The following is a 21,709-nucleotide window of genomic DNA, read 5'->3' as shown; positions in this document are numbered from 1 at the left end:
GGCCGATGCCAATTGAAGCTAAGGGTTGAGTATTTCAGAATTTATATAGCAAGTAAAAATGGGCAAAAAAGAGACACTCAAAAGAGGCACTGCACTGGGATGGATTCAAAAACACCTCAAGCAAACTTCTCCCAAGTGGCATTTGGTCTCACTAGATGCCATAGTCATAACCTGTCTCATTTTACTCGCTAACTTTATCTTTGATGAAAAGGAGATGGGATGGCAAGAATTAAACCCGAATCCTTATTTATTAATTCCTCTACTCGTCGGGTGCCGTTACGGCTTCATTGCGGGAATTCTATCTGGGCTTTTTGCAGCTATTACAGTCACGTTACTTGCAACGAAACTAGATTTTTACTTTATTCGCTCATTTATTGATAATAACCTTTATCTGCTATTCGCATTTTTTGTTGTCGGTGCGTTGATTGGTTAAATTCAAGGTTGGATGAATCTCCGTTTTTTACAAAAAAACTTTTTACTAGAGAATGCTCATCAACGCCTTAAAGAGCTCGATGAAGAATTATACCTAGTGCGCGAAGGCAAAGATGAACTAGAGCAAAAGTTAGCTACTCTTAATGCTGATGTTTCCACTCTGGACTACGAGTTGCGTCGACTTTGCCAGTGCTCAGAAGCCGAAATTTATCCCAATATCCTCACCATGTTAAGCCATAAACATTTTATCGAACAGGCAGCGATTTATATGTGCCCAACCAATAGGCAATTGCCCTTGGAAAGGATTGCCTATGTAGGTCTAGATTCTGAATTTCCTGAACATTTAAGTCTGGAACAAAGCCCTATTTTAGAAAAGTGTCTGAAAGAACAAGACCTTATCGCCCTACCAGAGATGTGGTCGACAGAGCAAAGTTCTGATGGCATTCATGATGATTTCTTACTCTCTGTTCCTTTCATGTCAAAAAATGAGGATGCGTTTGCAGTGCTGGTCATTGGAAGAATGCCACTCTCTGAGATGAATCAAAGCAACATGCATTCTATCAATCTCATTTGTAGATGGGCCGCTCGACTTATTTCAGAACGAGCAAATACAATTGATCTTGAAAACAGTGATTTCAAGTTAGTAGGACCTCATGGGAACACTAAAATATTTTGCCACCATTACTTGGATTACATCTTAGAACTTTCCTTCCTCACACAAAAGAAGCTACAGCTACCCGCTAGTTTACTGTTATTTTATAGTCAGAGTATGGAACCAAACACCCAGCATGAGTTGGAAGAAATACTATCACCTCAGTTCCGTTATGGAGACCTACCTGCCGTGCTAGAAAACCCTACCCTGAATTTTCCTAATATTGCTTTGTTGCTTCCTTTAACAGGGCAACGTGGTGCTGAGCTGTGTCTAAATCGAATTGTGGAGAACATATCTTCTCCTAACCTACAAATTGAAGCAAAAGCCTATCAAATTGAGGACTTTCTCAATAAAAGAGCGCTCTATGACCAGATTAGTCATCTACATCTTCTTTCAGCACCGGATGTCACAATCAAAAAAACCCAAAACATTGCAAGACTAGCTACTCAAGTAAAGTAGCACAGACAGATCACTCATGAAAATAGTCATCTCGATCTTAGCGCTAAGTATACAGGTGCTATCCGTCTTGCTTTTAACGGTAAACATTAACCATTACTTTACTTTATCATGTCTCCTTCACCTATGTTCTTGCGCAGTCCTGGCCATAGTTTTAGGACGCTATATTACATCAGAACAAAGGTTGATCTCCTATCCTTATGTATTCGGCACCTGCTTAGCTATCCCAGTCATGGGGGCCATGATAGTTATCTCAGTTATCATATTTCAAAAATTTATCCCAGAATATGCAAAATATGAGCTGGCATATTTGGTTGGTGACCCATTAGACCAAATTGAATTCTCAAAACAGTTTAAAGAACAGGAAAGTAGGCAACAGTCTATTCTATCTGTCCTTAATAATGGGAACAACAGTGAACGACGTAAGGCTATTTTATCTCTTGGTCTTCTCCATGGGGCTCCAGTAATAAAACTTCTCAAAAGAGCAGTAAGAGACAGTGACGAGTATGTTCGCGCGTATGCTCAAACCCTCTTACAAAGTTTTACGAATGAAATCGAAACAAAACTAAAAAATCTAAAGAAAGAGTTAGAACAAGATCCAACTAGCATACGTACCATGCAGAAAACTGTTGAATGCATGGAGAGCATGTTAACGCTTGGACTAGTAGCCTCTGAAAACCAAATCAAAAACAAAGAGAAAATATTGCAGATTCTCTTAGATATTTTGCAAATTCAACCTTCAAATCCCGATGTTTTGCACAAGGCATTTAAGTACGCGCTTGAGCTCGATCATCTACCTCGAGCTGAAGAGCTTTGGAATCAACTTTCTTCACTGAACTATAATAATCCAACACTTATTTCGTCTTATTTGAATCTCTTGTTTCTGAAACGCAATTGGACAGAATACTATTCTACCTTGCATCGATATACTGACGCAATTGGTCCTGCCAAGCCAATAATCGACCCACAACTTCAACAACTTAAAAGCTTTTGGCTCAGAGAAATACCCTCTACATGATCCAACAAGTAGATAGTTCTCCTACACAGTCGTTAGCTGATGTATGTTTTATTCTCGAAGGAACTTATCCTCACGTACGAGGAGGCGTGTCCACATGGGTGCACCAACTCATTGAAGGAATGCCGAACATTCGCTTTGCCACCTTTTTTATTGGTGCTGATGAGATCTCAACTAGCGAATATTACTATGAGCGCCCAGCCAATCATATCCACCATGAAAAAATATATTTATTTGATCGCTTGTCAGATGAAGAGATGGAACCAGCTCCTCTCTCACAAACACTACTTAATTCTTTTTACACGAAGCTAGAACACTTTTATACGGAAAAAGATCCTCATGCTCAAACCGAGGAGTTTTTTGAAATCATTAAACTCATCCTAGAAACTCCGGAACTTACTTTCGGCAACTTATGCCACGATCAACAAGCCTGGAATCTTCTAGAGAAAATCTATTATAAATATTTGGCTAACTTTTCTTTTCTAGACTATTTTTGGACCGTACGCTTTTTACATATACCTGTTTGGCGACTTATTCGTCATTGTAATCGTGTTCCTCAAGCCCATGTCTACCATACTATATCAACAGGTTATGCTGGCTTAGTTGGAGCGATACTTGCTAGACAAACTAAACGGCCACTTATCCTAACAGAACATGGGATCTATACTAAGGAACGGATCTTGGAAATAAACCGAGCAGATTGGATTTATGAACCCGAACGAAGATTTAGTGATCCTGGTGACCAATCTCAAAAGCTAAGAGAATTATGGATAGCTATGTTCAGGACTTTTGGAATATTCGCTTACAGAACCTCCAATTATATCTACACCCTTTACGAGGGGAATGCTAAATTACAAGTAGAATTTGGGGCATCCGAGAAGAAAATAGAAGTTATACCTAACGGTATTCATCCCGAACGATTTGACCAAGCTATTCAAAACCGTAGAGCAATTCGCACGTCTAGTCCCAATAGAAAAATTGCCGGTTTTGTAGGTAGAGTTGTGCCTATTAAAGATATTAAAATGTTGTTACGCGCTTGGGGAATTGTCATCACAAAGTTACCAAGCGCACGCTTACAAATCTACGGTCCAGAAGAAGAAGATCAAGACTACTACCAAGATTGCAATGAAATCATCAAGATGCTTCACCTAGAGGAGTCGATTCTATTCATGGGCTCCAGTCAAATCGACCGAATCATGCCTGAAATTGATGTTATGGTTCTCACTAGTCTTAGCGAGGGTCTCCCCCTGGTTGTGTTAGAAGCTTTTGCTGCTGAAGTACCCGTTGTTTGCACAGATGTAGGTGCATGTCGCGAATTAATATTTGGGAGAACGGCTGAAGATAAAGCGCTGGGCAGAGCAGGTATGTTGAATGGTACATCCATGCCTCAAGACACCGCTGAGTCACTCACCACCATTCTCGGTGACCGTAAGCTACAGGATAAAATGGGTGCTGTAGGACGCCAAAGAGTTGAAAAATTCTACAGGCAAACAGATATTCTAAATCAGTATCACAAAGTATATACTAAAGACGCTCTGCAGTCTTGATACCTAAAAGGTCTAGTCCATGTTCTAGAATTTTGCTTGCTGACAAGAGAAGAGATGCTCTGGCATCACATAACTTCTTATTCTCAGCATTAGCAACAGGACATTCATGATACATGCTGTTTATCTTTGAAGCATGTTCAAATAGATAAGTGCAAATGATATGAGGTTGAAGACTTGTGGTTGCCTTCTCAAACACTTCACTATACTGCATGATGGAACGAATCACATCTAACTCCTGAGAAAGCCTGAGAACTTCATAATCAACATCTACCCAATTGACTCGGCCAACTTTGCGTTCAATTGATTTCACCCGAGCATAAGTATAGAGCAAGTAGGGACCTGTATTACCTTTAGTATCAAGCCATTCATTCAGATCAAAAGCTATTTTAGCATCGCCACTTTGTTTCAACATACCATAGCGAATAGTCGCTAATGCTATAAGATCACAGGTTCGCTGAATTTCTTGCCCCGTCCATTCGTTACGTTTGAGGTGCAAAAATTTATCCATAATCATCTTAGTGATCTGGTCTTTTAAGTCAGAGAACAACACAATATTACCCTTGCGGCTACTCATTTTCTCTGGCTTGCCATTTTTTCCTCTGAGAACGACCGCTTCGTATGAATAATGTGAGCAACTAGAAGTTTCAGAAAATTTCATCAAGTCCAGTGACTTAAATACTTGTTTAAAGTGGAGGCTCTGAGCTGAATCAACGACATAGATAATTTGATTGAGCTGCTGTTGTTCAAAGCGAGAACGTGCCAATGCCAGATCACGGCAGGCATAAGTCGCTGTGCCGTCAGTTTTAATAAAAATACAAAAACCTAAATCAAACGTGGATAAATCAGCGCCAATAGCACCGTCAGATTTCACAAAGATATCTTGCTCCAAAAATTGCCTGACTAGTTCTTTTCCAGAATCGCCAAATTCAGACTCATAGCCCCAATCCTCGAAAGAACAATTCAGCCAATCATGATTCACCCGAAAGTCATCCATAGACCATTCTTTAGTCTTTTTCCAAATGCTCATAATCTCCGCGTTATTACTCTCCAGTTTTCTTAAAACATCACTAACTTCAGTCTCCATCACTTGAAGGTCCTGGATAAAATCTTTGCCTTCATAGCCAGGCAAAGGAAAAAATTTGGCTACTGGTGCACCAACTTCACAATTTTCATCCAAAACGGCTATCTGATCCTTATCATCGGAAATCTTTAATTCCTGTTCACTGCAAATGACGCCATGACTCACAACCCCATTATAGTCTTTTTCACCAATAAAGCGTTCATTTAATTTAGACCCACTAGGGCAGAAGGCCACTTTTGAATTTACATCGTAACCCTTACCTCCACATATAACCTCTAGCTCTCCTTTTTTGGTATTAAGTCTGACAATACTTAGCTCATCATTACTCGGGAGCTTCTTAATACTTTGAACCTTGGCCACTTCAATAGATGGGTTAGGGACCTTGGTATATGTGGATAGATCGAGGAGGTTGGCAGCTTTCGTATACATGAGTCCTAATTGTTCCCCTTTCTGCTCATGTTTCGCGAGTTCATCTAAGCTTGAGAATTTCATCAAATACCAAAGGCACTTGGCCACATGAGAACCCTCATCTCCTATGTAAGTTGATGGAATTGCTCTTTTACCAGATTGCTTTATCATTCTGGTTAGAGTATCGCCAATTGCAGCACACCTAGCATGCCCGATATGCATCGCTTTATGCGTATTTAACTGAGAATACTCAACTAGAATGCCTTCAGTCTCTTCCTCAAAAGACTTTGGTTCAAAGTCTTTGCCTGTGATAATATCAGGAAAATGATTCTTGGCGAATCGTGTCAGATCTACTTTGAAATTGATGTATCCACCAACTGCTTCAACTTCAAACCCCTCAATTTTTGCTGCTACTTTTTTTGCGATATTCGCAGGATTTTCTCGCAGTGTTTTGGCCAAACGAAAACAAGGAAAAGCATAATCACCATGGCTTTCTTGTGCTGGTTTTTCTATCCATTCAATTAGAAAACTAACATCTTCTTGTTCTATTTGCTCATATACAGAACGAAAAGCTAATGCTAGCTTATCAGTAATATTTTCCTTGTTGGTCATGCACTGAATTAGTTAGAAGTGGTCTCGGTCACCTCTTTCTTCCCCTCCTCTACATTTTGAGAATCGGCACTAGGTGGTCTGACTGATGGAAAAAAGACAACGTCTCGTATGCTTTTAGAATCTGTTAACAACGCAACAAGGCGATCAACCCCAAGCCCTAATCCCGACATGGGTGGCATTCCATATTCCATAGATTGAACAAAATCATCTTCAAACATCATGGCCTCTTCGTCACCTGCATCCGCTAAGGCTTGCTGTTCCATTAAACGTTGCCGCTGCTCAATTGGATCTACCAACTCGGAATAAGCTTTTACAATCTCCCAGCTATTCACGACTACTTGGAACATATCCAGCTCTTTGGAATTTTCATCCGAGCAACGGGCCAAGGGAACCAGTTCTGTTGGATGTTTGGTTAAGAACATAGGTTGAATCAATTTAGGTCTAGATACTCTCTTGTACAATGCATCAATGAGTGCACCTGTTCCGACAAAACTACTTAAATCCATCTTGATCCCCTTAGACTGGACTTCTTCTTTTAGATGCTTGAGCCCTTCGATCTTATGTAAATCGATTCCCGTATCTTCTAAGAGTAAATCTCTGTAAGTCACCTCTTTCCACTCTCCCGAGAAATCAATTTTAGCCCCTTGATATTCTACCTCCAGTGATCCGCAAACTTCTTGCACGATATGTACAATCATTTCATGGATAAACTTCATATTATCACGATAGTTCCAATAGGTCGCATAAAACTCCAACATGGTAAACTCTTGAAGATGGGAGGAGTCTACACCTTCATTACGAAAGTTTTTACCTAATTCAAAGACCTTATCGTACCCCCCCACAATCAAACGCTTGAGATAAGTCTCTGGAGCAATCCTTAAATAAAGTGGAATATCCAAGGCATTATGATGGGTAATAAACGGTCTTGCTGAGGCACCAGAGGACACGGCTTGCAAGATAGGTGTCTCTACTTCCACAAATTCGTGTTTATCTAAAAAGTTTCTGATTAGCCTTAGGATTCGATTACGTTTTCCAAAGCGATCCCAAGTCTCTTTATTGGCGATAAGATCGAGATAACGTTGGCGTGCGCAAGTCTCAGAATCCGCTAGTCCCTTCCATTTTTCTGGCAATGGATTGAGGGACTTTGAAAGCAGAATAACTTCAGCTGCCCTTAAAGTCTTTTCCCCCTTCTTGGTTGTGAACATCTTTCCTTGGAATCCAACAAAATCACCAATGTCTAAATTTTTTGTCAAAAACTTATATTCTTCCTTGCCTAGAGTTCCAACATCTAGACCGAACTGACATTTGCCGTGGCTGTCCTTTACTTGACCAAAGCATAGCTTCCCCATATCTCTCATCGCTACAATTCTGCCAGCCAGAGCAACACCCTCGGTGTCGTCGGGCAATTCTTTGGCTTGGGCACAATGATGTGTCTTTTCAAATCTCCCTACATTATAAACCCCTTGGCGTTCTTTGAATAACTCTCTTTTCTTCTCTCTGATTTCCCTAATTTCACTCATGATTTTAATTATTTGGTTACTAGACTATTGGCGCAATCATATCAAAACCTGTATAGGGCTTTAATACTCTAGGTATTCTTATTCCGCCCTCTTCATTTTGATAGTTTTCCATAAGCACAATCATGGTTCTACCTAGAGCTGATGCCGTTCCATTTAAGGTGTGCACAAATTGGTTTTTTCCTGTATTCGGATTTTTATAGCGGATTTTTAAACGACGCGCTTGAAAATCAGTACAATTACTAGCGGAAGTAACTTCACCATATTCCCCCGCATCTCCTTTACCAGGCATCCAAGCCTCAATGTCATACTTTTTATAGGCGGGAGCACCTAAATCTGCAGAACAGTTTAAGACCACTTGGTATGGAATCTCTAAGTCTTGATAAATACTCTCTTCCAATGATCTAATTTTTTCATGAATTTCTTCGCTCTGTTGAGGAAGAGTAAGTGCAAACAACTCTATTTTCTCAAATTGGTGAACACGATACAGCCCCTTGCTCGCCTTCCCAGCAGTACCAGCCTCACGCCTAAAGCAATGGCTCTCCGCAGCGTAAAGCAGTGGAAGTTTTTTGATATCGATAATCTCATCCGAATGCATACCGCCAACACTGATCTCCGCGGTTGCCACAAGACTCATGTCCATACCAGCGATTTCATAGGTATTACTCTCATCACCTCGAGGAACAAAACCAACACCCTCTAAAATATTATTTCTAGCTATATCCGGGGCTTGTAATGGAGTGAATCCTTGCTCAATCGCTTTTTTAAAGACAAAGCTTTTTATGGCATGCTGCAGTAGTACAGCCTGATTTTTTAGAAAGTAAAATTTCGTTCCCGTAACTTTTGCCCCTGACTCAAAGTCAATGAGATCCAGCTTCTGACCAAGTTCTAAATGATCTAGCGGCTTGAAGTTAAATGTTGTTGGTTCCCCAAAGGTTGAAATAATTTTATTGTCTGTTTCCTTAGTGCCAATAGGCACATCCTCAGACATAAAATTGGGAAGCTTTCGCACTTCAGTATCTAGTGCTTCATCAAGTTCATTGAGGCCCTCTTTTGCTAGCCCTACCATTCTCTTGAGCTCTTGCCCTTTTGCAATAAGGGCAGGTCTATCCTCAGCAGCAGAAGTCTTCATAGACTTTGCTATATTATTTGATTCAAATTGCAATGATTCGACATGTCCAATCTGCTTCAAATAGGATTGCCGTTTCTCTAAGATGGCATCGAGATCAACATTAGAGCATCTTGCATTAATGTTTGCCCGCATCTTATTCGGATCCTTCAAAACTTCTTTAATGTCTATCATATTAAAATTTCTTGTTCCAACGATCCTTTAAAGCGACAGTGCGATTAAAGACTTTCTTCTCAGCTTTAGATTGTAAGTCCATAACAAAGTATCCGATCCTTTCAAACTGATAGTATTTTTCAACTGTAGCTTCTGCCAAAGCACCTTCCGCTACAGCCTCTACCGTTTGCAATGAGTTCTCACTTAACTGCTCGAGTAAATCTTTATCATCTGTGGGCTTTTCTTCTTTAAATAACAAATCATACAGGTTCACTGTTATAGGCACACTACTATCATCATGAACCCAATGAATCACACCTTTCACCTTTCGACCCTGAGGATTCTGACCTAATGTCTCTAAATCTGCTGCACATCTTAATTCTGTAATTTGACCTGCTTCATCTTTAATGATCTCTTCACATTTAATAACATAAGAACCTCGCAGCCGTACTTCACCTTCCGGCTTGAGCCGAAAAAACTTTCTAGGTGCATCTTCTAAGAAATCAGCTCGTTCAATATATACTGTTCTACCAAAGATGACTTCTCTATCTCCATCCTCTGGATCCTCAGGATTATTGGGAATCTTTAAGGTCTTCGTATCGCCCTCAGGAATATTCGTGATAACAACCTTCAACGGATCAAAAACCACCATCCTACGGGTTGCCTTTTGGTTGAGAACGTTGCGCATTTCATGTTCTAACAAAGCAATATCAGTCCAACCAATATATTTAGTAACTCCAACCCTGTTAACAAAGTTCTTAATGGCCTGAGGAGGCACACCTCTACGGCGCATCGCACGAAGTGTGGGCATCCTAGGATCATCCCAGCCACTAACAACTCCTTCTTCAATAAGTCGACGAAGTTTACGCTTACTGAGTTCTGTGTAAGTCAAATTCAAGCGAGCAAATTCGATCTGCCTTGATGGGAAAATTTCTAACTGCTCAATAAACCAGGCATATAGTGGCCTATGCGTCTCAAATTCGTGTGAGCAAAGACTATGCGTTACCTCCTCTAATGAATCACTTTGACCATGTGCATAATCGTAACTTGGATAAATACACCATCTATCCCCTGTGCGGTGATGGTGTTGGCGTTTGATTCGGTACATAACTGGGTCACGGAAATGCATATTGGGGCTTGCCATATCTATCTTAGCTCGCAAAGTCTTCGATCCATCAGGGAATTTGCCCTCACGCATTTGTTGGAAGAGGTCTAGATTTTCTTGCATTGAGCGATCCCTATGAGGGCTATTTTTCCCAGGATTTGTAACCGTCCCCCTATACTCAGCCATCTCCTCTGCTGTTAGATCATCAACGTAGGCCAATCCTTTTTTAATAAGCTGGAGAGCCCAGCTATAGAGTTGCTCAAAATAATTGCTAGCATAGCACTCCTTGGCCCATTCAAAACCTAGCCACGTAATATCATCTTTGATCGCTTGTACAAATTCTGTCTCTTCCTTCTCAGGGTTGGTATCATCAAACCTCAGATTGCATTTACCTGAAAATTTTTCTGCAGCGCCAAAGCTGAGGCATAGTGCTTTAGTATGACCTATATGAAGATATCCGTTTGGTTCGGGAGGGAAACGCGTTTGAATATTTCCTCCATTTACCTTATCGGCAATATCTTGTTTGATGATTTCGAATATAAAATTTGACGCCTCTGTTTTACTTTCTTCTGCCATATTGCTCTCCATTCATCTAAACACCCAAACTCTTCATTGCATTTTGCAAGAGGCGTATTCCATTAGTTGTGAGAATGGATTCCACATGAAACTGGAAGCTATGAAAATTTTCACTACGGAGTGCTGTAACATAACCTTCCTCAGTTTTTGAAGCCTCTATTTCTACAGCTGTTTCAACATGGTTATGATAGTTAGCAAAGTAAGTGTTATAGAAACCAACCTTCTCACGCTTTCCAAAGAAATTGATTTCTTTTTGAACTCCTTGCAGCGGTGGATCCACTCTAATAATATCAAACCCAAGCGTTTTACATAGAACTTGGTGCGAAAGGCAGACTGCCAAAAATTTTCGATTATGTTTTAGCAAGTCTTGAGCAATCTCATGCAAACTCTTCATTCGATGGCATTCAAGATCTAAGGGGTCACCCGGTCCAGGACCTAAAACAGTAAATGTCTTTGCACCTAGCTGAGCCTTATCATAATTCTCAACTCTGGTAACTTTCGTCACAAAGCCTAGATGATTTAGCATATGACGCAGCATGTAGGTGAACTCATCCTCGTTATCAATAATCAGGATTTCTTGTCCCCCCTCTTGCGCTTGATCAGAAAGATCTCTTTGTTTTTCTATCCAGAATTTAGATAAGTAATCATTCCTATTGTTAAATATCTCTTTGTTATTCTCAGATAGATAGTTTTGCAAAACGCGCATAGGTGCTCTTTCTTCAGGCTGGGAGATAGCTTTTAAAAGACCTTGGGCTTTTGCCTTAATCTCTTCGCACTCTTTTTTTGGATCCGAATCTCTAACAATACTTGCACCCGATTGCACAGAAAAATATCCTTGTTGATCGATCTCAATTGTGCGGATAGTAATGGCGCTATCCAAAAACTCTTTACCTTTTTCATCATTTGCCAACAACATCACTGCACTTGAGTAGTAGCGTCTACTTTCTTTCTCGTATTTATAAATCACACGAGCAGCGTTCTCCAGTGGACTTCCAACCATGGTTGCAGCGAACATAGAAGCTCTGAAGGCCTCGATTTTATCAAGACCCGACTTTCCTTCTAACAAGTACTCTGTGTGTAAAACGCTTCCCATTTCTTTGAGGAACGGCCCTTTAACCAATCCTCCCGCATAGCAGATCTTGGACATCATTTTGAGCTCCTCATCAACTACTTGGAACAACTCATTAACTTCCTTTGGATCTGTAATGAAATCATGTAGATTTTTTTCGGACTTCAACTGCGACTTCGGGAGTGTCCCACAAATGGGATTCATTAAAACGGTATCACCTACAAAAGTGAGATGTCTCTCTGGTGAGGAGCCAATAAAATATTGTTCACCGGTAAAAAAGCAAAAATTCCAGTATGCATCAAACTCCTTAGCCAAAAGACGTTTCAAGATGATTAATGCAGTCTCACTATTAAATTGTGAGATACGACCTAAAGTCTTTCTTGAGTACAAAAAATTTGAGCCTTCTCCTCGCTTAATTTCATCTTCAATAATGGCCTGACATCCAGCCATGAATTCCTCATCTGTTGGTCGAAACTCTAATTCTCCCTCAATTGTTATCTTTTGGTCCTCAATTCCTTGCAGAAAAGCTTTGAGATCTATCTTCTCTTCCCTCTCCACAAGCAACGAAAATATCTTTTCATCCTCGCCATGAGCCTCGCAATCTCTTTCCTTGATTTGTGAGTATGGAACCATGCTAATTGAAATATTTTTTGAACCATGCGAAGGACGAGGCACTTCTTTCAAACACTGAAACTTTTTAAGCGTCCCAGCGTAAAAACATGCTTCAGCCCCTTTAGAATAAAGGAAAAATGGAGATGAAAGATCCATACTCATTACCAATGTTTGATTTCTTAAATTTTTCTAGATTGGGCATGCTATTTCGCCTCATCTAATGATCAAGAAGAATTCTTACATCTCATGCCGTCCGGCTAGTTAATAGCCGGATTCAGTTTTTTGAGGCACTCTGTGAACCCCGCATTACAACAAAAATTTTGTTCCTATACACTCAGTAGCCAAGGCAATAATTCTGATACTCCGATTAGCTCATCTACAAAACCTAGGGACCTAAACTTTCTCGCTTATATTCGTGCTGCCAAACAGCATAAAGAGCTATCGAACATGATGATGAGTCTCGCTTTAGCAACAGTACGTACCCAAAGAATAGAGCGTAGCGCTGTGAATATGTCCTTCATTCCTTCGCTAAGTGTTTCGCTAAGGCTTGCGCTAGACGCTCTGCTATTTCGGGATTGTGATCGATAACATTCTCAGTTTCACCAATGTCATCTTTTAGATTGTAAAGAGTCGGACCTTTGCTATCTCTAGCCGTGGCTTTGACTCTAAAGGTTTCTTTCACATGGTATTTCCAATCGCCACTCCGCACGGCACTTTTGTTATAGAAGAAGTATTCATGAGGAGTCCTAGCATCAGGTTTACCGGTCATAAGATCGATAATATTTTTGCCATCGAGTGATTTATCCGTAGGCAAATCAGCCCCTCCCACATGAGCAAGAGTGGGAAGTAAATCAATTGTTGAAGCTATCTCTCTACAAACAGAACCGCCAGGTATCTTGGCAGGCCATTTCATAATACAAGGAACGCGTAAGCCTCCTTCAAAAGTGGTACCTTTACCCTCGAAAAGAGGTAAAGCACTACCACCATGATCCCCTTTGATCAACCAGGGACCATTATCAGAAGAAAAGATGACAAGGGTATTCTCATCAATTTCCAGTTCTTTTAAATGGTCTAGAATACGACCGGTATTAAAGTCAATTTCCTCAATAGTGTCACCATACAAACCACCTTGACTCTTGCCCTCAAATTGAGGCGTAACAAAGAGTGGCGTATGCGGCATGGAGTTTGCCAGATAAAGGAAAAAGGGCTTTCTAGATTCTACACTTTCTGAAATAAACTTGATTCCTTCTGAAGCAAAACGTTTGGTGATAGTAGTTTGGTCCACGGGTATCTCAATGCATTCTTCATTTCGCATCAATGGCACCTTATTCTTAAATATTATAGGGGACCCCTTCCTGAAGGAAGACTCCTCTTTGGAAGCAAAAGCTTCGTCCAATTTTTCTTTTGTCAAACCTTCTCGAAAAAGACAATCTGACGCGTATTTCATACTTTTCGCTGGAAACATGTCATTGCTGTAAGGAACGCCATAGTAGGAGTCAAAGCCCTGACTCGTAGGCAAAAACTCTACTTCATCGCCTAGATGCCATTTACCCACTGCCTTAGTCTTATATCCTACTGACTTTAAAACCTCAGCAATCGTTACATATTTGGGATTCAAGCCTTCACGTCCACGGTTAGGGAAATAGACCCCTCTTACTCCTACTCTGAATGGATAACAACCTGTCAATAAAGCAGCTCGCGAAGGTGAGCAAACCGGGGATGCGACATAGAAGTCGGTAAATTTTATTCCCTCGTTAGCCATTTCATCAATACGAGGTGTCTTTATATCGGGAGAACCATAACAACTTAAATCTTGATAGCCTTGATCATCATTGAAAATGATGATGATATTGGGCTGCATGTTAGCATGCAATGCGCATGTCAAGTGTATCATTGTAAGTATTATGGATATAATTTTCATTTGGTGAATATTTAAGCCGCATGATGCAGAAACTTAAAGGCTTGCGCAAGAGTTAGCTCCCAGAAACATGAAGTCTCTCCTTAGAGATACATTTTGCTCAAATCTCTTCTCAATGTGGCTCAGGGTTTTATGCATTTCTTTCAACTTCTATGACAAAATCCAGGGTTAATTAAGGATGATAATGAACTTAATACTATTTCAGATTCCTCATCTGTAACATTTTTACTTTCATCTATGTTATTTTTCAAATCACAGGTTCGTTAGGAAATTGGTTTTAAAAGTATTCATGCTAATTTTAGCACGAGCATGAGTAGTTATATACTCGACCATACTTATGTCATCGATTGACTGATCAACCAACAGCTGATGCCCTTTTACCCTATCTGCCCTATATCTTTATGACAGATGGATATTGCAGCTAATTCTATTTTCTCTCACTGCCTAGTCACCACTTGAAACAGTTTCATGCCTTTCTGAGCACTCTCTAAAAAAAGTTTTGAGAACTTGTTAGAAATATTATTTTTTACTTATACCATAATAGTCTAGGTATGCAGATTAACTTGTTGAAGGGATCCATTCTTAAAAGGACAGATTCATTACGCATCTGTTTCTTGGATAATAAATGAGTGCCAGCCCGTCGAACAGCTTTCAAAGCCTAGGGCATTGGCATAAGATATGATATGTTTTCTTGAACCATTTAAAAAGTCTTGGATAGTAAATCCCTTTTTTGATGCCATATACTCACTCATCCCTGGTATATCAAGCTGCTCTTTTAAGCTCATGTGAGAAGTATCTGCCAAAATAAGCTTATTTACGATACAAACTCGCGTTGTAGAGCGCTCACTATTATTTAAAGGAGTATTTTCAACAATGGTTTGCGCAAAATCGTTCCAATTGAAGAAAATGCCGAATGCCCAAGGACATCCCCGTCGCTCTTCTCGTTTTGTCTTACACTGTAGGAATAGACTAAAACACGCTGGTCTTACAAGAGGAGAATCATGCACACCCAGGAAGCGATACTCATCACCTGACTGTGAATAAATAGCCTGCTGAAATCAGTCCTCGCCTGCTTGATTACTCCATACAGACTGGAATAAGTCCGATCTTCCATTTGCTACTATATTACCTTCTATATCTGCCAACATGAGATCAAAGTAAACAGCGTAGGCATTGATAGAGTTATGTATCTCTTGTTCAATGGATATGGCTAAATCATATATATTTCTGGGCGAGATTTCGCTGCCATGGTCAGTCTTCTCTACTTTCTCAGCCGCACAATGTTCACTTAAACTAGAACTTTTCATATAAACCTGCTAACAGCTTGGAGATAGCAGTAACTTTATGTCGACGAGCTAAGCTTATCTTGCTCCCGTTGACTGTCATACAAAGTTTTCGGCTCTTATTATTAAACCCGAATGATGCAATAGAGCCTTAAAATCTGTGCAAGATCTTGGGCCCAAGAAACATAGAGTCTCTTAGAGATATCACCTTTTTAATACATCTTGGTCCAGCCTCTTTTGCTTGTGGCTCAAGGTTTTAAGCATCTCGTTTAACTTCTATGACCTCATCCGAGTTAAACTCAGATTAAGAAATTTTTTGGCTTATAAAGCAAATACTACAATAGAATCTAAAAATAGCTGGTATTTAGAGCATTAATCCTGTTATGTTACACCAAGGTGAGATCTATTAACTTCCTTATGTACATAATCTTGCTTGGGGTTTGTGGATTTCAGGCATCGGCCCAAGCCACAATTGTGCTCGATGCAAGCAATCCAACTTTTCTCTTTGAATACAATGGTCTTGAGTTTGTGGGTCCTGCCAGCGATCCAGGAGAAACTTCCTTAGATAATATTACTTTTGATATCAGCCTTACTACCCCGCTACCACCGCTGGAGCAGCTACCAAATATTACGCTCACACTCTACGGGGATACGGTAAATGAAGCTCCTATTATACCGGCAACTCCATTGATTAACTCTTTTATTGAGCTTGACGAGGGGTTTAGCTATTTTTCCATTAGTAAATTAACCCTTGTTGGTGTTCCAGAGGCGCTACAGGACCTACAGGGGCTTATCTTATTTGAAGTGCTCAACCCCATTAACGATTTCGCAGTAACCTTGGATGAAATCACAATCATTCAGGACTCACCGGAAATTGAGGGAAGATATGAATCTACCTTCATTATAGTTCCAGAACCTTCAAGCATCCTTTTATTAGCGATTGGTATCGGGTGTCTCGCATGTCTGAAAAGGAGAAAGGCGTCCCCAGCTCGGAGACGCCTTCCATAGTTTGGCTTTAAGCCGAATTCTGTCCTCTTCCCGCCATCACTAGCGGCAAGGGGGCGATCATTTATCTAATGCAACTTACCCGGAAGCTAGGTGAGTACTTAGGCTTCCTGTTTAGTCTTGCACCGCCAGGGGTTTATCATGCCTTCTTGGTTACCCATAGAAGCGGTGGTCTCTTACTCCACCTTTTCACCCTTACCCTCCATAGGAGGACGGTATATTTTCTGCGATACTTTCCGTCAACGCAGGCTTGAACCTGGTTGCCCTTGCTTTCGCAAGGCAAGCTACTCACTGGTGTTCGGACTTTCCTCCCCCATGCAGAAACATGGAGGCGATCGCCAGCCTTGTATACAGTATGATAAAATGGGCTCCAGGGAAAGAGTAAAGATCTACGCCAGAACTTGACCTGAAGCAGCACAAAGTCTCCCGGAGTATCTCTTTTGAGACCTATGTCACTACTCAAACCAGATTAGCAGTCGACGCAGTTAAAATTTTGGCCTCCGCTCGCTGTCAGAGTTAAGCTAGGACATTATCATGAATTCATCTTCTTCGACTCTCTTTTCCTTGCGAATCAAAGACTTACACATTTCATTCATTTTTTTATGAGATCATTTGAGTTATATTAAATCATTATATACAATTAATAAATTGAAGTTCGAAGGGAAAAATCATCGCCAACTCTTTACTTAAATTGTATAACTGAGTTCTTAAATTAATAGTAGATTAAATTTTAGTTCTTAGCTGCATTTTTTTAACCACCTCAATGGTTACTTATCTTAGAGCTTGTCTTATCTCACCGACGGTTTGCATATTTGATATAACATGCTATAGATTTCATAAATTTCAGGTTAGCAATATGTATAATAATTCAAACTGTTTGATAGCCCTGAGTCTGCTTGCTCTATTCATATCTGAACCAGAACAGGTTCACGCATACAAAAGAGAACAAATTACTTTTAAGACAGTATCTAAGATGGCATCAGAAATTGCATCAAAGGAACTACCGGCTCCAAAACCCGATTTGCCACGAAATCTTGAAGATATCGATTATGATTCATATCGCTCCATTCGCTTTCGCCCATCACAAGCACTCTGGTGGAATGAACCTTCGAAATTCAGGGTAGAGTTTTTTCATATGGGTAAGCTTTATAATAGGTCGGTAAACATTAACGAAATCACAGATACCCATCATCAAAAAATACCTTTTATGCAGGAAAATTTTAATTACGAAAAAAGCACCTACAAGCCTAATTTTTTTAGTAAACCGAGAGGTTATGCGGGAATAAGAGTGCTCTACCCTCTGCACAAATCTGATATCTATGATGAGGTCCTTGTATTCCTTGGAGCCAGTTATTTTCGAGCTCTGGGCGCTACTCAAGTATGGGGACTGTCAGGGCGAGCATTAACACAAAATACGATTAATGGACGAGAGCGTTTTCCTTTCTTTAGAGAATTCTGGCTAAAAAAACCAGATCTTGATTCCAACCAACTCACCATATTAGCCTTATTGCATGGAGAGAATGTATCAGGCGCTTATGAATTTACCCTAAGTCCTGGAGAAACAACGACCATTGATGTTCTAGCTCAAATCTACTTTTGGAAAGGAGCAGGCTCGCGGGCAGGTTTTGCGCCACTCACCTCAATGTTCTATTTTGGTGAAAACACCATTGATAAGCCTGCCGATTGGAGACCTGAAGTGCACGACTCAGATGGCTTACTCATTCATGAAAGCAATAGTTGGATCTGGCGACCACTTTCTAACCCTGCTCAGCCAGTTGTCAATCAATTCAAAGTGAAGGAACTTCATGGATTCGGACTTATGCAAAGGGATCGACTCTTCAAAAATTATGAAGATTTAGAGGCTGAGTATCATCATCGTCCATCTGCCTGGGTGACACCAGGCGAGGTCTGGCCCGAGGGTTCTGTCATTCTTTACACCTTTCCTACCACCAACGAAATTGTTGACAACGTCAATGCCTTTTGGACGCCTGAACAAGCGCCTGCTTCCAAAAAACCTTACAGAATTCAATATACAGTCGAGATGCGAAAGACGGATCCTGAATCAGATCTAGCTCGTATCCTAGACACTCATATTGGCTCAAAAACATTAGAGGAGGAAACCACCAGCTTTGTCATTGATATCGAACGAATTAGCCAAGGAAGCGCTATTAATATTAGCTCATATACGGTGGATTTTGAAGCTTCAGGAGCTACAGTCATCACTACACCTCGAATTATTTTTAATGAACCTGAGAATTGCTTTCGCGTCTTGATTGACTTGAAAAGCCCCAAGATTGAAGATTCCTCAAAACTTAATGGATTTGATTTGGCTCTTAAGTTAAAAAAAGATGCTAAACCTTATTCTGAAACCTGGAGCTACACATGGACACCCTAGTTTTAGTAGAAGACCAAATTTCATCAGAAACTCGAAATAATGCGTTCACGCGTGTAGATGGCATATTGAGAGCTTATGGTATAGAGGACCGTATATCCCGCAGCCATCAAGTCCTGAAAATTTTAGAGGAGGCTAATTTATATTGCTATGATGACACAGACGACCTAGAGCAAGTGGCAGCAGATCTCGCATTAAAGCAAATTGATGCTACTTTAAAAAAAATAGCAGCCCAGCTTGATATACCTCCAGACACCACGCAACGCCGCCGTCTCTTGCTTCTTTTACACACTTCCAAGCTTTTGCAACGCAAACCTGAATATTTACTAAGCGCTAAATTCTTACCTCAGTCCGAAGTGGAATTATTATTACAGTATCGACTTACGCAGGGGCCTGACCTCCAACGCTCTACCATGGGTAATCCTACCCTAGACTTTTCTGATATTGATAACATTACTCACACTTATCAACAAATGATAAGATTTATCCCAGGAGCTCAGTATATTCTGGCAAGCTTTATGGTGATCATGCTCATTTATCTTATCTACCTATTTTCAAGATGAACCCCAGGTATCAACAAAGCTGGAAAAGCCAAACGAAACATATGGTAGTACTTAGGGTGCTATTATGGCTATGTATTACTATCTTATCCATAGCAGGGCCTTGCCTCTTTTTAGATTTTATCTCACGTTACTCTATGACCACACGTCACTGGTTTTTGTTTATTATCTACATTCCTCTTAACGCAGTGCTTGTTTTCGGGTTCGCTCAAGCACTTTTTGGATTCTATTTGGTAATGACACAGTCGGAAATGAGACAGATCTCACAAAGTATCTACCTTAGCTTAAGTAAAACAGAGCAAAAGCATTTAAATCTCAGCAGCAAAACTGCCCTACTCTTCCCCGTCTATAATGAGGACACCAGTCGGTTCTATGCTGGAGTTGAAACTACCTATCGAGCTCTCAAAAAGTCAGGGCACTTAGACGCTTTTGATATTTTTATACTCAGTGATTCTACAAATCCTAACCGCTGGATTGCAGAGGAAGAACACTGGCTATCACTCATTCAAAAACTAGATGCTGAAGAAAAGATTTACTACCGTCATAGATTTAAAAATTTAAACCAAAAAAGCGGTAATATAAGTGACTTTTGCCGGAGGTGGGGATCTAACTATGATCATATGATCTGCTTTGATGCGGACAGCCTCATGACCACGGAAACGCTTCTCTCCTTAGTGCTTATGATGGAAAAAAACCCTCAAGTGGGCATTATCCAAACCAGTCCCAGAATATTCCAGGGAGAAACTCTTTTTGCACGGCTACAACAATTTGCAAATCGGATCCATGGAGAAATAAGCAGTGCGGGGCTTAACCTTTGGCAACAATCAGGCGGAAATTATTGGGGGCATAATGGCATTATACGAATGGCCCCGTTTATCAAATACTGCACCCTACCCGCACTTCCTGGCAATAGTCCCCTAGGAGGGCGAGTCTTGAGCCATGATTTTGTAGAAGCAGCCTTAATTCATAAGCAAGGCTATGAAATCTGGCTAGCGCATGATCTAGAGGGTTCCTATGAAGAATGTCCACCCACCTTACTAGACTTCGCTTCTCGAGACCGCCGTTGGTGTCAAGGAAACTTACAACATATATGGATCGCGCTATTTGGAGAAATACCATTTGCCAATCGAACCCATATGATCAATGGCATTCTTGCTTATCTATCTGCACCTCTTTGGCTCCTTTTTTTGTTAATGAGCACTTTGCTTACCTATAGCTTCTATGTAAGTAACTTGAGCCTACTTTCGCAACCTAGCAAGTTAGCCATTATGCCTGAATCTATCATGCTACATGGCTTGATTATACTAAGTCTTTCTTTCGTCTATCTTTTTGGACCCAAACTCTTCACCATCATTCGATTACTTATTGACCCTGCATTTGCCATCCGTTTCGGAGGTTTTTTAAAAGCCAGCATATCAGTGCTTATTGAAGTGGTCTTTTTTTCTTTGCTGGCCCCACTTTTAATGCTCTTTCACTCGGCTTTCGTTCTTGGTACATTAATAGGACAGAAAGTGCAATGGAATACGCAGAACCGTGATAGCCAATCTCACACTTCCCTAACCAGTGCTTTGGCAGCTCATGGAGGGCAAACTTTAGTAGGCCTATTTTGGGCTATATTGGCTGGGATCATTAACCCTTTTTTATTTTTTTGGGCAAGCCCCATTTTTCTAAGTTGGTTATTTGCACCACTGCTTTCCATCATCACGAGTCACCATGGCTTAGGGTTATGGTTTAAAAAGCAAGATTTATTGCTTACGCCAGAAGAAGTCAAACCATGCAAAGAAATCAAACTGTTAGAAAAAATTTTATCAAAGCGAGAAAAAATAGAGACTCCCATACCTGAGCTTGTACCTCACCAAGGACTTATCCGGGTAGCTTTAGATCCTTATGTCAATGCATTGCATTACGGTTTTCTGAGACCGCGTTCTAAACAACAACCCCTTACACAAAAGCGTTTTGAGCACTTAGTGAAAGATCTCATATTGAAGGGGCCTGATAGTTTAAGTAGCGAAGATCGTTGGCATCTTCTTAATGACTCAAGGTCTGTTGAAAATTTGCACAATACTTTGTGGAAAACCAATTCATCAAAACTATGTCCTTGGTGGAGCTTGGCTATAAGTAGATTCCGCTTAAGCTACTCCTAAGAGACCCATTGCAACTTGAACCACTATGATGACAACTCTGCGT

Annotated in this window: 16 protein-coding genes and 1 other RNA gene; 8 read left to right on the top strand and 9 right to left on the bottom strand. The window is 40.5% G+C overall.

Going from position 1 to position 21,709, the window contains the following annotated elements:
- Positions 1-58: 58 nt before the first annotated feature.
- The 4 genes from AAGA18_06645 to pelF are packed head-to-tail and all read left to right on the top strand — an operon-like array spanning position 59 to position 4,102.
- The gene (locus AAGA18_06645; GenBank protein ID MEM9445013.1) at positions 59-433 is read left to right on the top strand and encodes a hypothetical protein; all 375 of its coding nucleotides are present in this window, start codon (positions 59-61) and stop codon (positions 431-433) included.
- Between the two features lie 12 nt (positions 434-445).
- A complete protein-coding gene (locus tag AAGA18_06640; protein ID MEM9445012.1) occupies positions 446-1,543 on the top strand; it encodes a hypothetical protein in 1,098 nt (365 codons plus the stop codon).
- A 16-nt stretch (positions 1,544-1,559) separates the two neighbouring features.
- Positions 1,560-2,558 (top strand): hypothetical protein, encoded by a 999-nt coding sequence (locus tag AAGA18_06635; protein ID MEM9445011.1) that lies wholly within the window; start codon positions 1,560-1,562, stop codon positions 2,556-2,558.
- Positions 2,555-4,102 carry a GT4 family glycosyltransferase PelF gene (gene pelF, locus AAGA18_06630; GenBank protein MEM9445010.1) on the top strand — a complete coding sequence of 516 codons (1,548 nt, stop codon included), beginning with the start codon at positions 2,555-2,557 and terminating at the stop codon, positions 4,100-4,102. Before AAGA18_06635 ends, pelF begins: the two co-directional genes overlap by 4 nt.
- Here the strand turns inward: pelF and argS are convergent.
- From argS to AAGA18_06590, 8 genes are all read right to left on the bottom strand, one after another.
- On the bottom strand, positions 4,080-6,203 hold the full coding sequence (gene argS, locus AAGA18_06625) for an arginine--tRNA ligase (GenBank protein ID MEM9445009.1): 2,124 nt from the start codon (positions 6,201-6,203) through the stop codon (positions 4,080-4,082). The two genes, pelF and argS, sit on opposite strands and share 23 nt — an antisense overlap.
- Positions 6,204-6,211: 8 nt before the next feature.
- Positions 6,212-7,732, bottom strand: coding sequence for a lysine--tRNA ligase (lysS, locus tag AAGA18_06620; GenBank protein ID MEM9445008.1), 1,521 nt, complete (start codon positions 7,730-7,732; stop codon positions 6,212-6,214).
- 10 nt (positions 7,733-7,742) lie between these two features.
- Positions 7,743-9,023 carry a serine--tRNA ligase gene (gene serS / locus AAGA18_06615; protein MEM9445007.1) on the bottom strand — a complete coding sequence of 427 codons (1,281 nt, stop codon included), beginning with the start codon at positions 9,021-9,023 and terminating at the stop codon, positions 7,743-7,745.
- Position 9,024: 1 nt separating this feature from the next.
- Positions 9,025-10,683 (bottom strand): glutamine--tRNA ligase/YqeY domain fusion protein, encoded by a 1,659-nt coding sequence (locus AAGA18_06610; protein MEM9445006.1) that lies wholly within the window; start codon positions 10,681-10,683, stop codon positions 9,025-9,027.
- A gap of 16 nt (positions 10,684-10,699) precedes the next feature.
- Positions 10,700-12,520 carry an anthranilate synthase family protein gene (locus AAGA18_06605; GenBank protein ID MEM9445005.1) on the bottom strand — a complete coding sequence of 607 codons (1,821 nt, stop codon included), beginning with the start codon at positions 12,518-12,520 and terminating at the stop codon, positions 10,700-10,702.
- Positions 12,521-12,881: 361 nt separating this feature from the next.
- Positions 12,882-14,258 carry a sulfatase gene (locus AAGA18_06600; protein MEM9445004.1) on the bottom strand — a complete coding sequence of 459 codons (1,377 nt, stop codon included), beginning with the start codon at positions 14,256-14,258 and terminating at the stop codon, positions 12,882-12,884.
- A gap of 623 nt (positions 14,259-14,881) precedes the next feature.
- The gene (locus tag AAGA18_06595) at positions 14,882-15,289 is read right to left on the bottom strand and encodes a hypothetical protein (protein ID MEM9445003.1); all 408 of its coding nucleotides are present in this window, start codon (positions 15,287-15,289) and stop codon (positions 14,882-14,884) included.
- 51 nt (positions 15,290-15,340) lie between these two features.
- Positions 15,341-15,589 (bottom strand): hypothetical protein, encoded by a 249-nt coding sequence (locus AAGA18_06590; GenBank protein ID MEM9445002.1) that lies wholly within the window; start codon positions 15,587-15,589, stop codon positions 15,341-15,343.
- A gap of 393 nt (positions 15,590-15,982) precedes the next feature.
- On the opposite strand from AAGA18_06590, the gene AAGA18_06585 reads away from it, so the two are divergent.
- The gene (locus AAGA18_06585; GenBank protein ID MEM9445001.1) at positions 15,983-16,573 is read left to right on the top strand and encodes a PEP-CTERM sorting domain-containing protein; all 591 of its coding nucleotides are present in this window, start codon (positions 15,983-15,985) and stop codon (positions 16,571-16,573) included.
- Here AAGA18_06585 and rnpB read toward each other — a convergent pair.
- Positions 16,566-16,920: RNase P RNA component class A (gene rnpB / locus AAGA18_06580), an RNA gene on the bottom strand. The genes AAGA18_06585 and rnpB overlap by 8 nt on opposite strands.
- Before the next feature lie 623 nt (positions 16,921-17,543).
- Here rnpB and AAGA18_06575 point away from each other — a divergent pair.
- The 3 genes from AAGA18_06575 to mdoH are packed head-to-tail and all read left to right on the top strand — an operon-like array spanning position 17,544 to position 21,666.
- Positions 17,544-18,965, top strand: coding sequence for a glucan biosynthesis protein (locus AAGA18_06575; protein MEM9445000.1), 1,422 nt, complete (start codon positions 17,544-17,546; stop codon positions 18,963-18,965).
- Positions 18,953-19,525, top strand: coding sequence for a hypothetical protein (locus AAGA18_06570; protein ID MEM9444999.1), 573 nt, complete (start codon positions 18,953-18,955; stop codon positions 19,523-19,525). Before AAGA18_06575 ends, AAGA18_06570 begins: the two co-directional genes overlap by 13 nt.
- Positions 19,522-21,666, top strand: a complete 2,145-nt coding sequence (gene mdoH / locus AAGA18_06565) for a glucans biosynthesis glucosyltransferase MdoH (GenBank protein MEM9444998.1) — start codon at positions 19,522-19,524, stop codon at positions 21,664-21,666. Before AAGA18_06570 ends, mdoH begins: the two co-directional genes overlap by 4 nt.
- Positions 21,667-21,709 lie beyond the last annotated feature (43 nt).

The organism is Verrucomicrobiota bacterium, assembly GCA_039192515.1.
GTDB lineage: Bacteria > Verrucomicrobiota > Verrucomicrobiia > Methylacidiphilales > JBCCWR01 > JBCCWR01.
Note: the sequence above shows the minus strand (reverse complement) of the source record. Positions and strands in the feature narration are given on the sequence as shown.

Excerpts from the sequence above, each read along its gene's own strand:
- AAGA18_06635 (MEM9445011.1), top strand. The coding sequence starts at position 1,560 with ATGAAAATAGTCATCTCGATCTTAGCGCTAAGTATACAGGTGCTATCC.
- argS (MEM9445009.1), bottom strand. The coding sequence starts at position 6,203 with ATGACCAACAAGGAAAATATTACTGATAAGCTAGCATTAGCTTTTCGT.
- pelF (MEM9445010.1), top strand. The coding sequence starts at position 2,555 with ATGATCCAACAAGTAGATAGTTCTCCTACACAGTCGTTAGCTGATGTA.
- AAGA18_06585 (MEM9445001.1), top strand. The coding sequence starts at position 15,983 with ATGTACATAATCTTGCTTGGGGTTTGTGGATTTCAGGCATCGGCCCAA.
- AAGA18_06590 (MEM9445002.1), bottom strand. The coding sequence starts at position 15,589 with ATGAAAAGTTCTAGTTTAAGTGAACATTGTGCGGCTGAGAAAGTAGAG.
- AAGA18_06575 (MEM9445000.1), top strand. The coding sequence starts at position 17,544 with ATGGCATCAGAAATTGCATCAAAGGAACTACCGGCTCCAAAACCCGAT.
- AAGA18_06570 (MEM9444999.1), top strand. The coding sequence starts at position 18,953 with ATGGACACCCTAGTTTTAGTAGAAGACCAAATTTCATCAGAAACTCGA.
- AAGA18_06645 (MEM9445013.1), top strand. The coding sequence starts at position 59 with ATGGGCAAAAAAGAGACACTCAAAAGAGGCACTGCACTGGGATGGATT.
- AAGA18_06600 (MEM9445004.1), bottom strand. The coding sequence starts at position 14,258 with ATGATACACTTGACATGCGCATTGCATGCTAACATGCAGCCCAATATC.
- mdoH (MEM9444998.1), top strand. The coding sequence starts at position 19,522 with ATGAACCCCAGGTATCAACAAAGCTGGAAAAGCCAAACGAAACATATG.
- AAGA18_06640 (MEM9445012.1), top strand. The coding sequence starts at position 446 with ATGAATCTCCGTTTTTTACAAAAAAACTTTTTACTAGAGAATGCTCAT.
- AAGA18_06610 (MEM9445006.1), bottom strand. The coding sequence starts at position 10,683 with ATGGCAGAAGAAAGTAAAACAGAGGCGTCAAATTTTATATTCGAAATC.
- serS (MEM9445007.1), bottom strand. The coding sequence starts at position 9,023 with ATGATAGACATTAAAGAAGTTTTGAAGGATCCGAATAAGATGCGGGCA.
- AAGA18_06605 (MEM9445005.1), bottom strand. The coding sequence starts at position 12,520 with ATGGATCTTTCATCTCCATTTTTCCTTTATTCTAAAGGGGCTGAAGCA.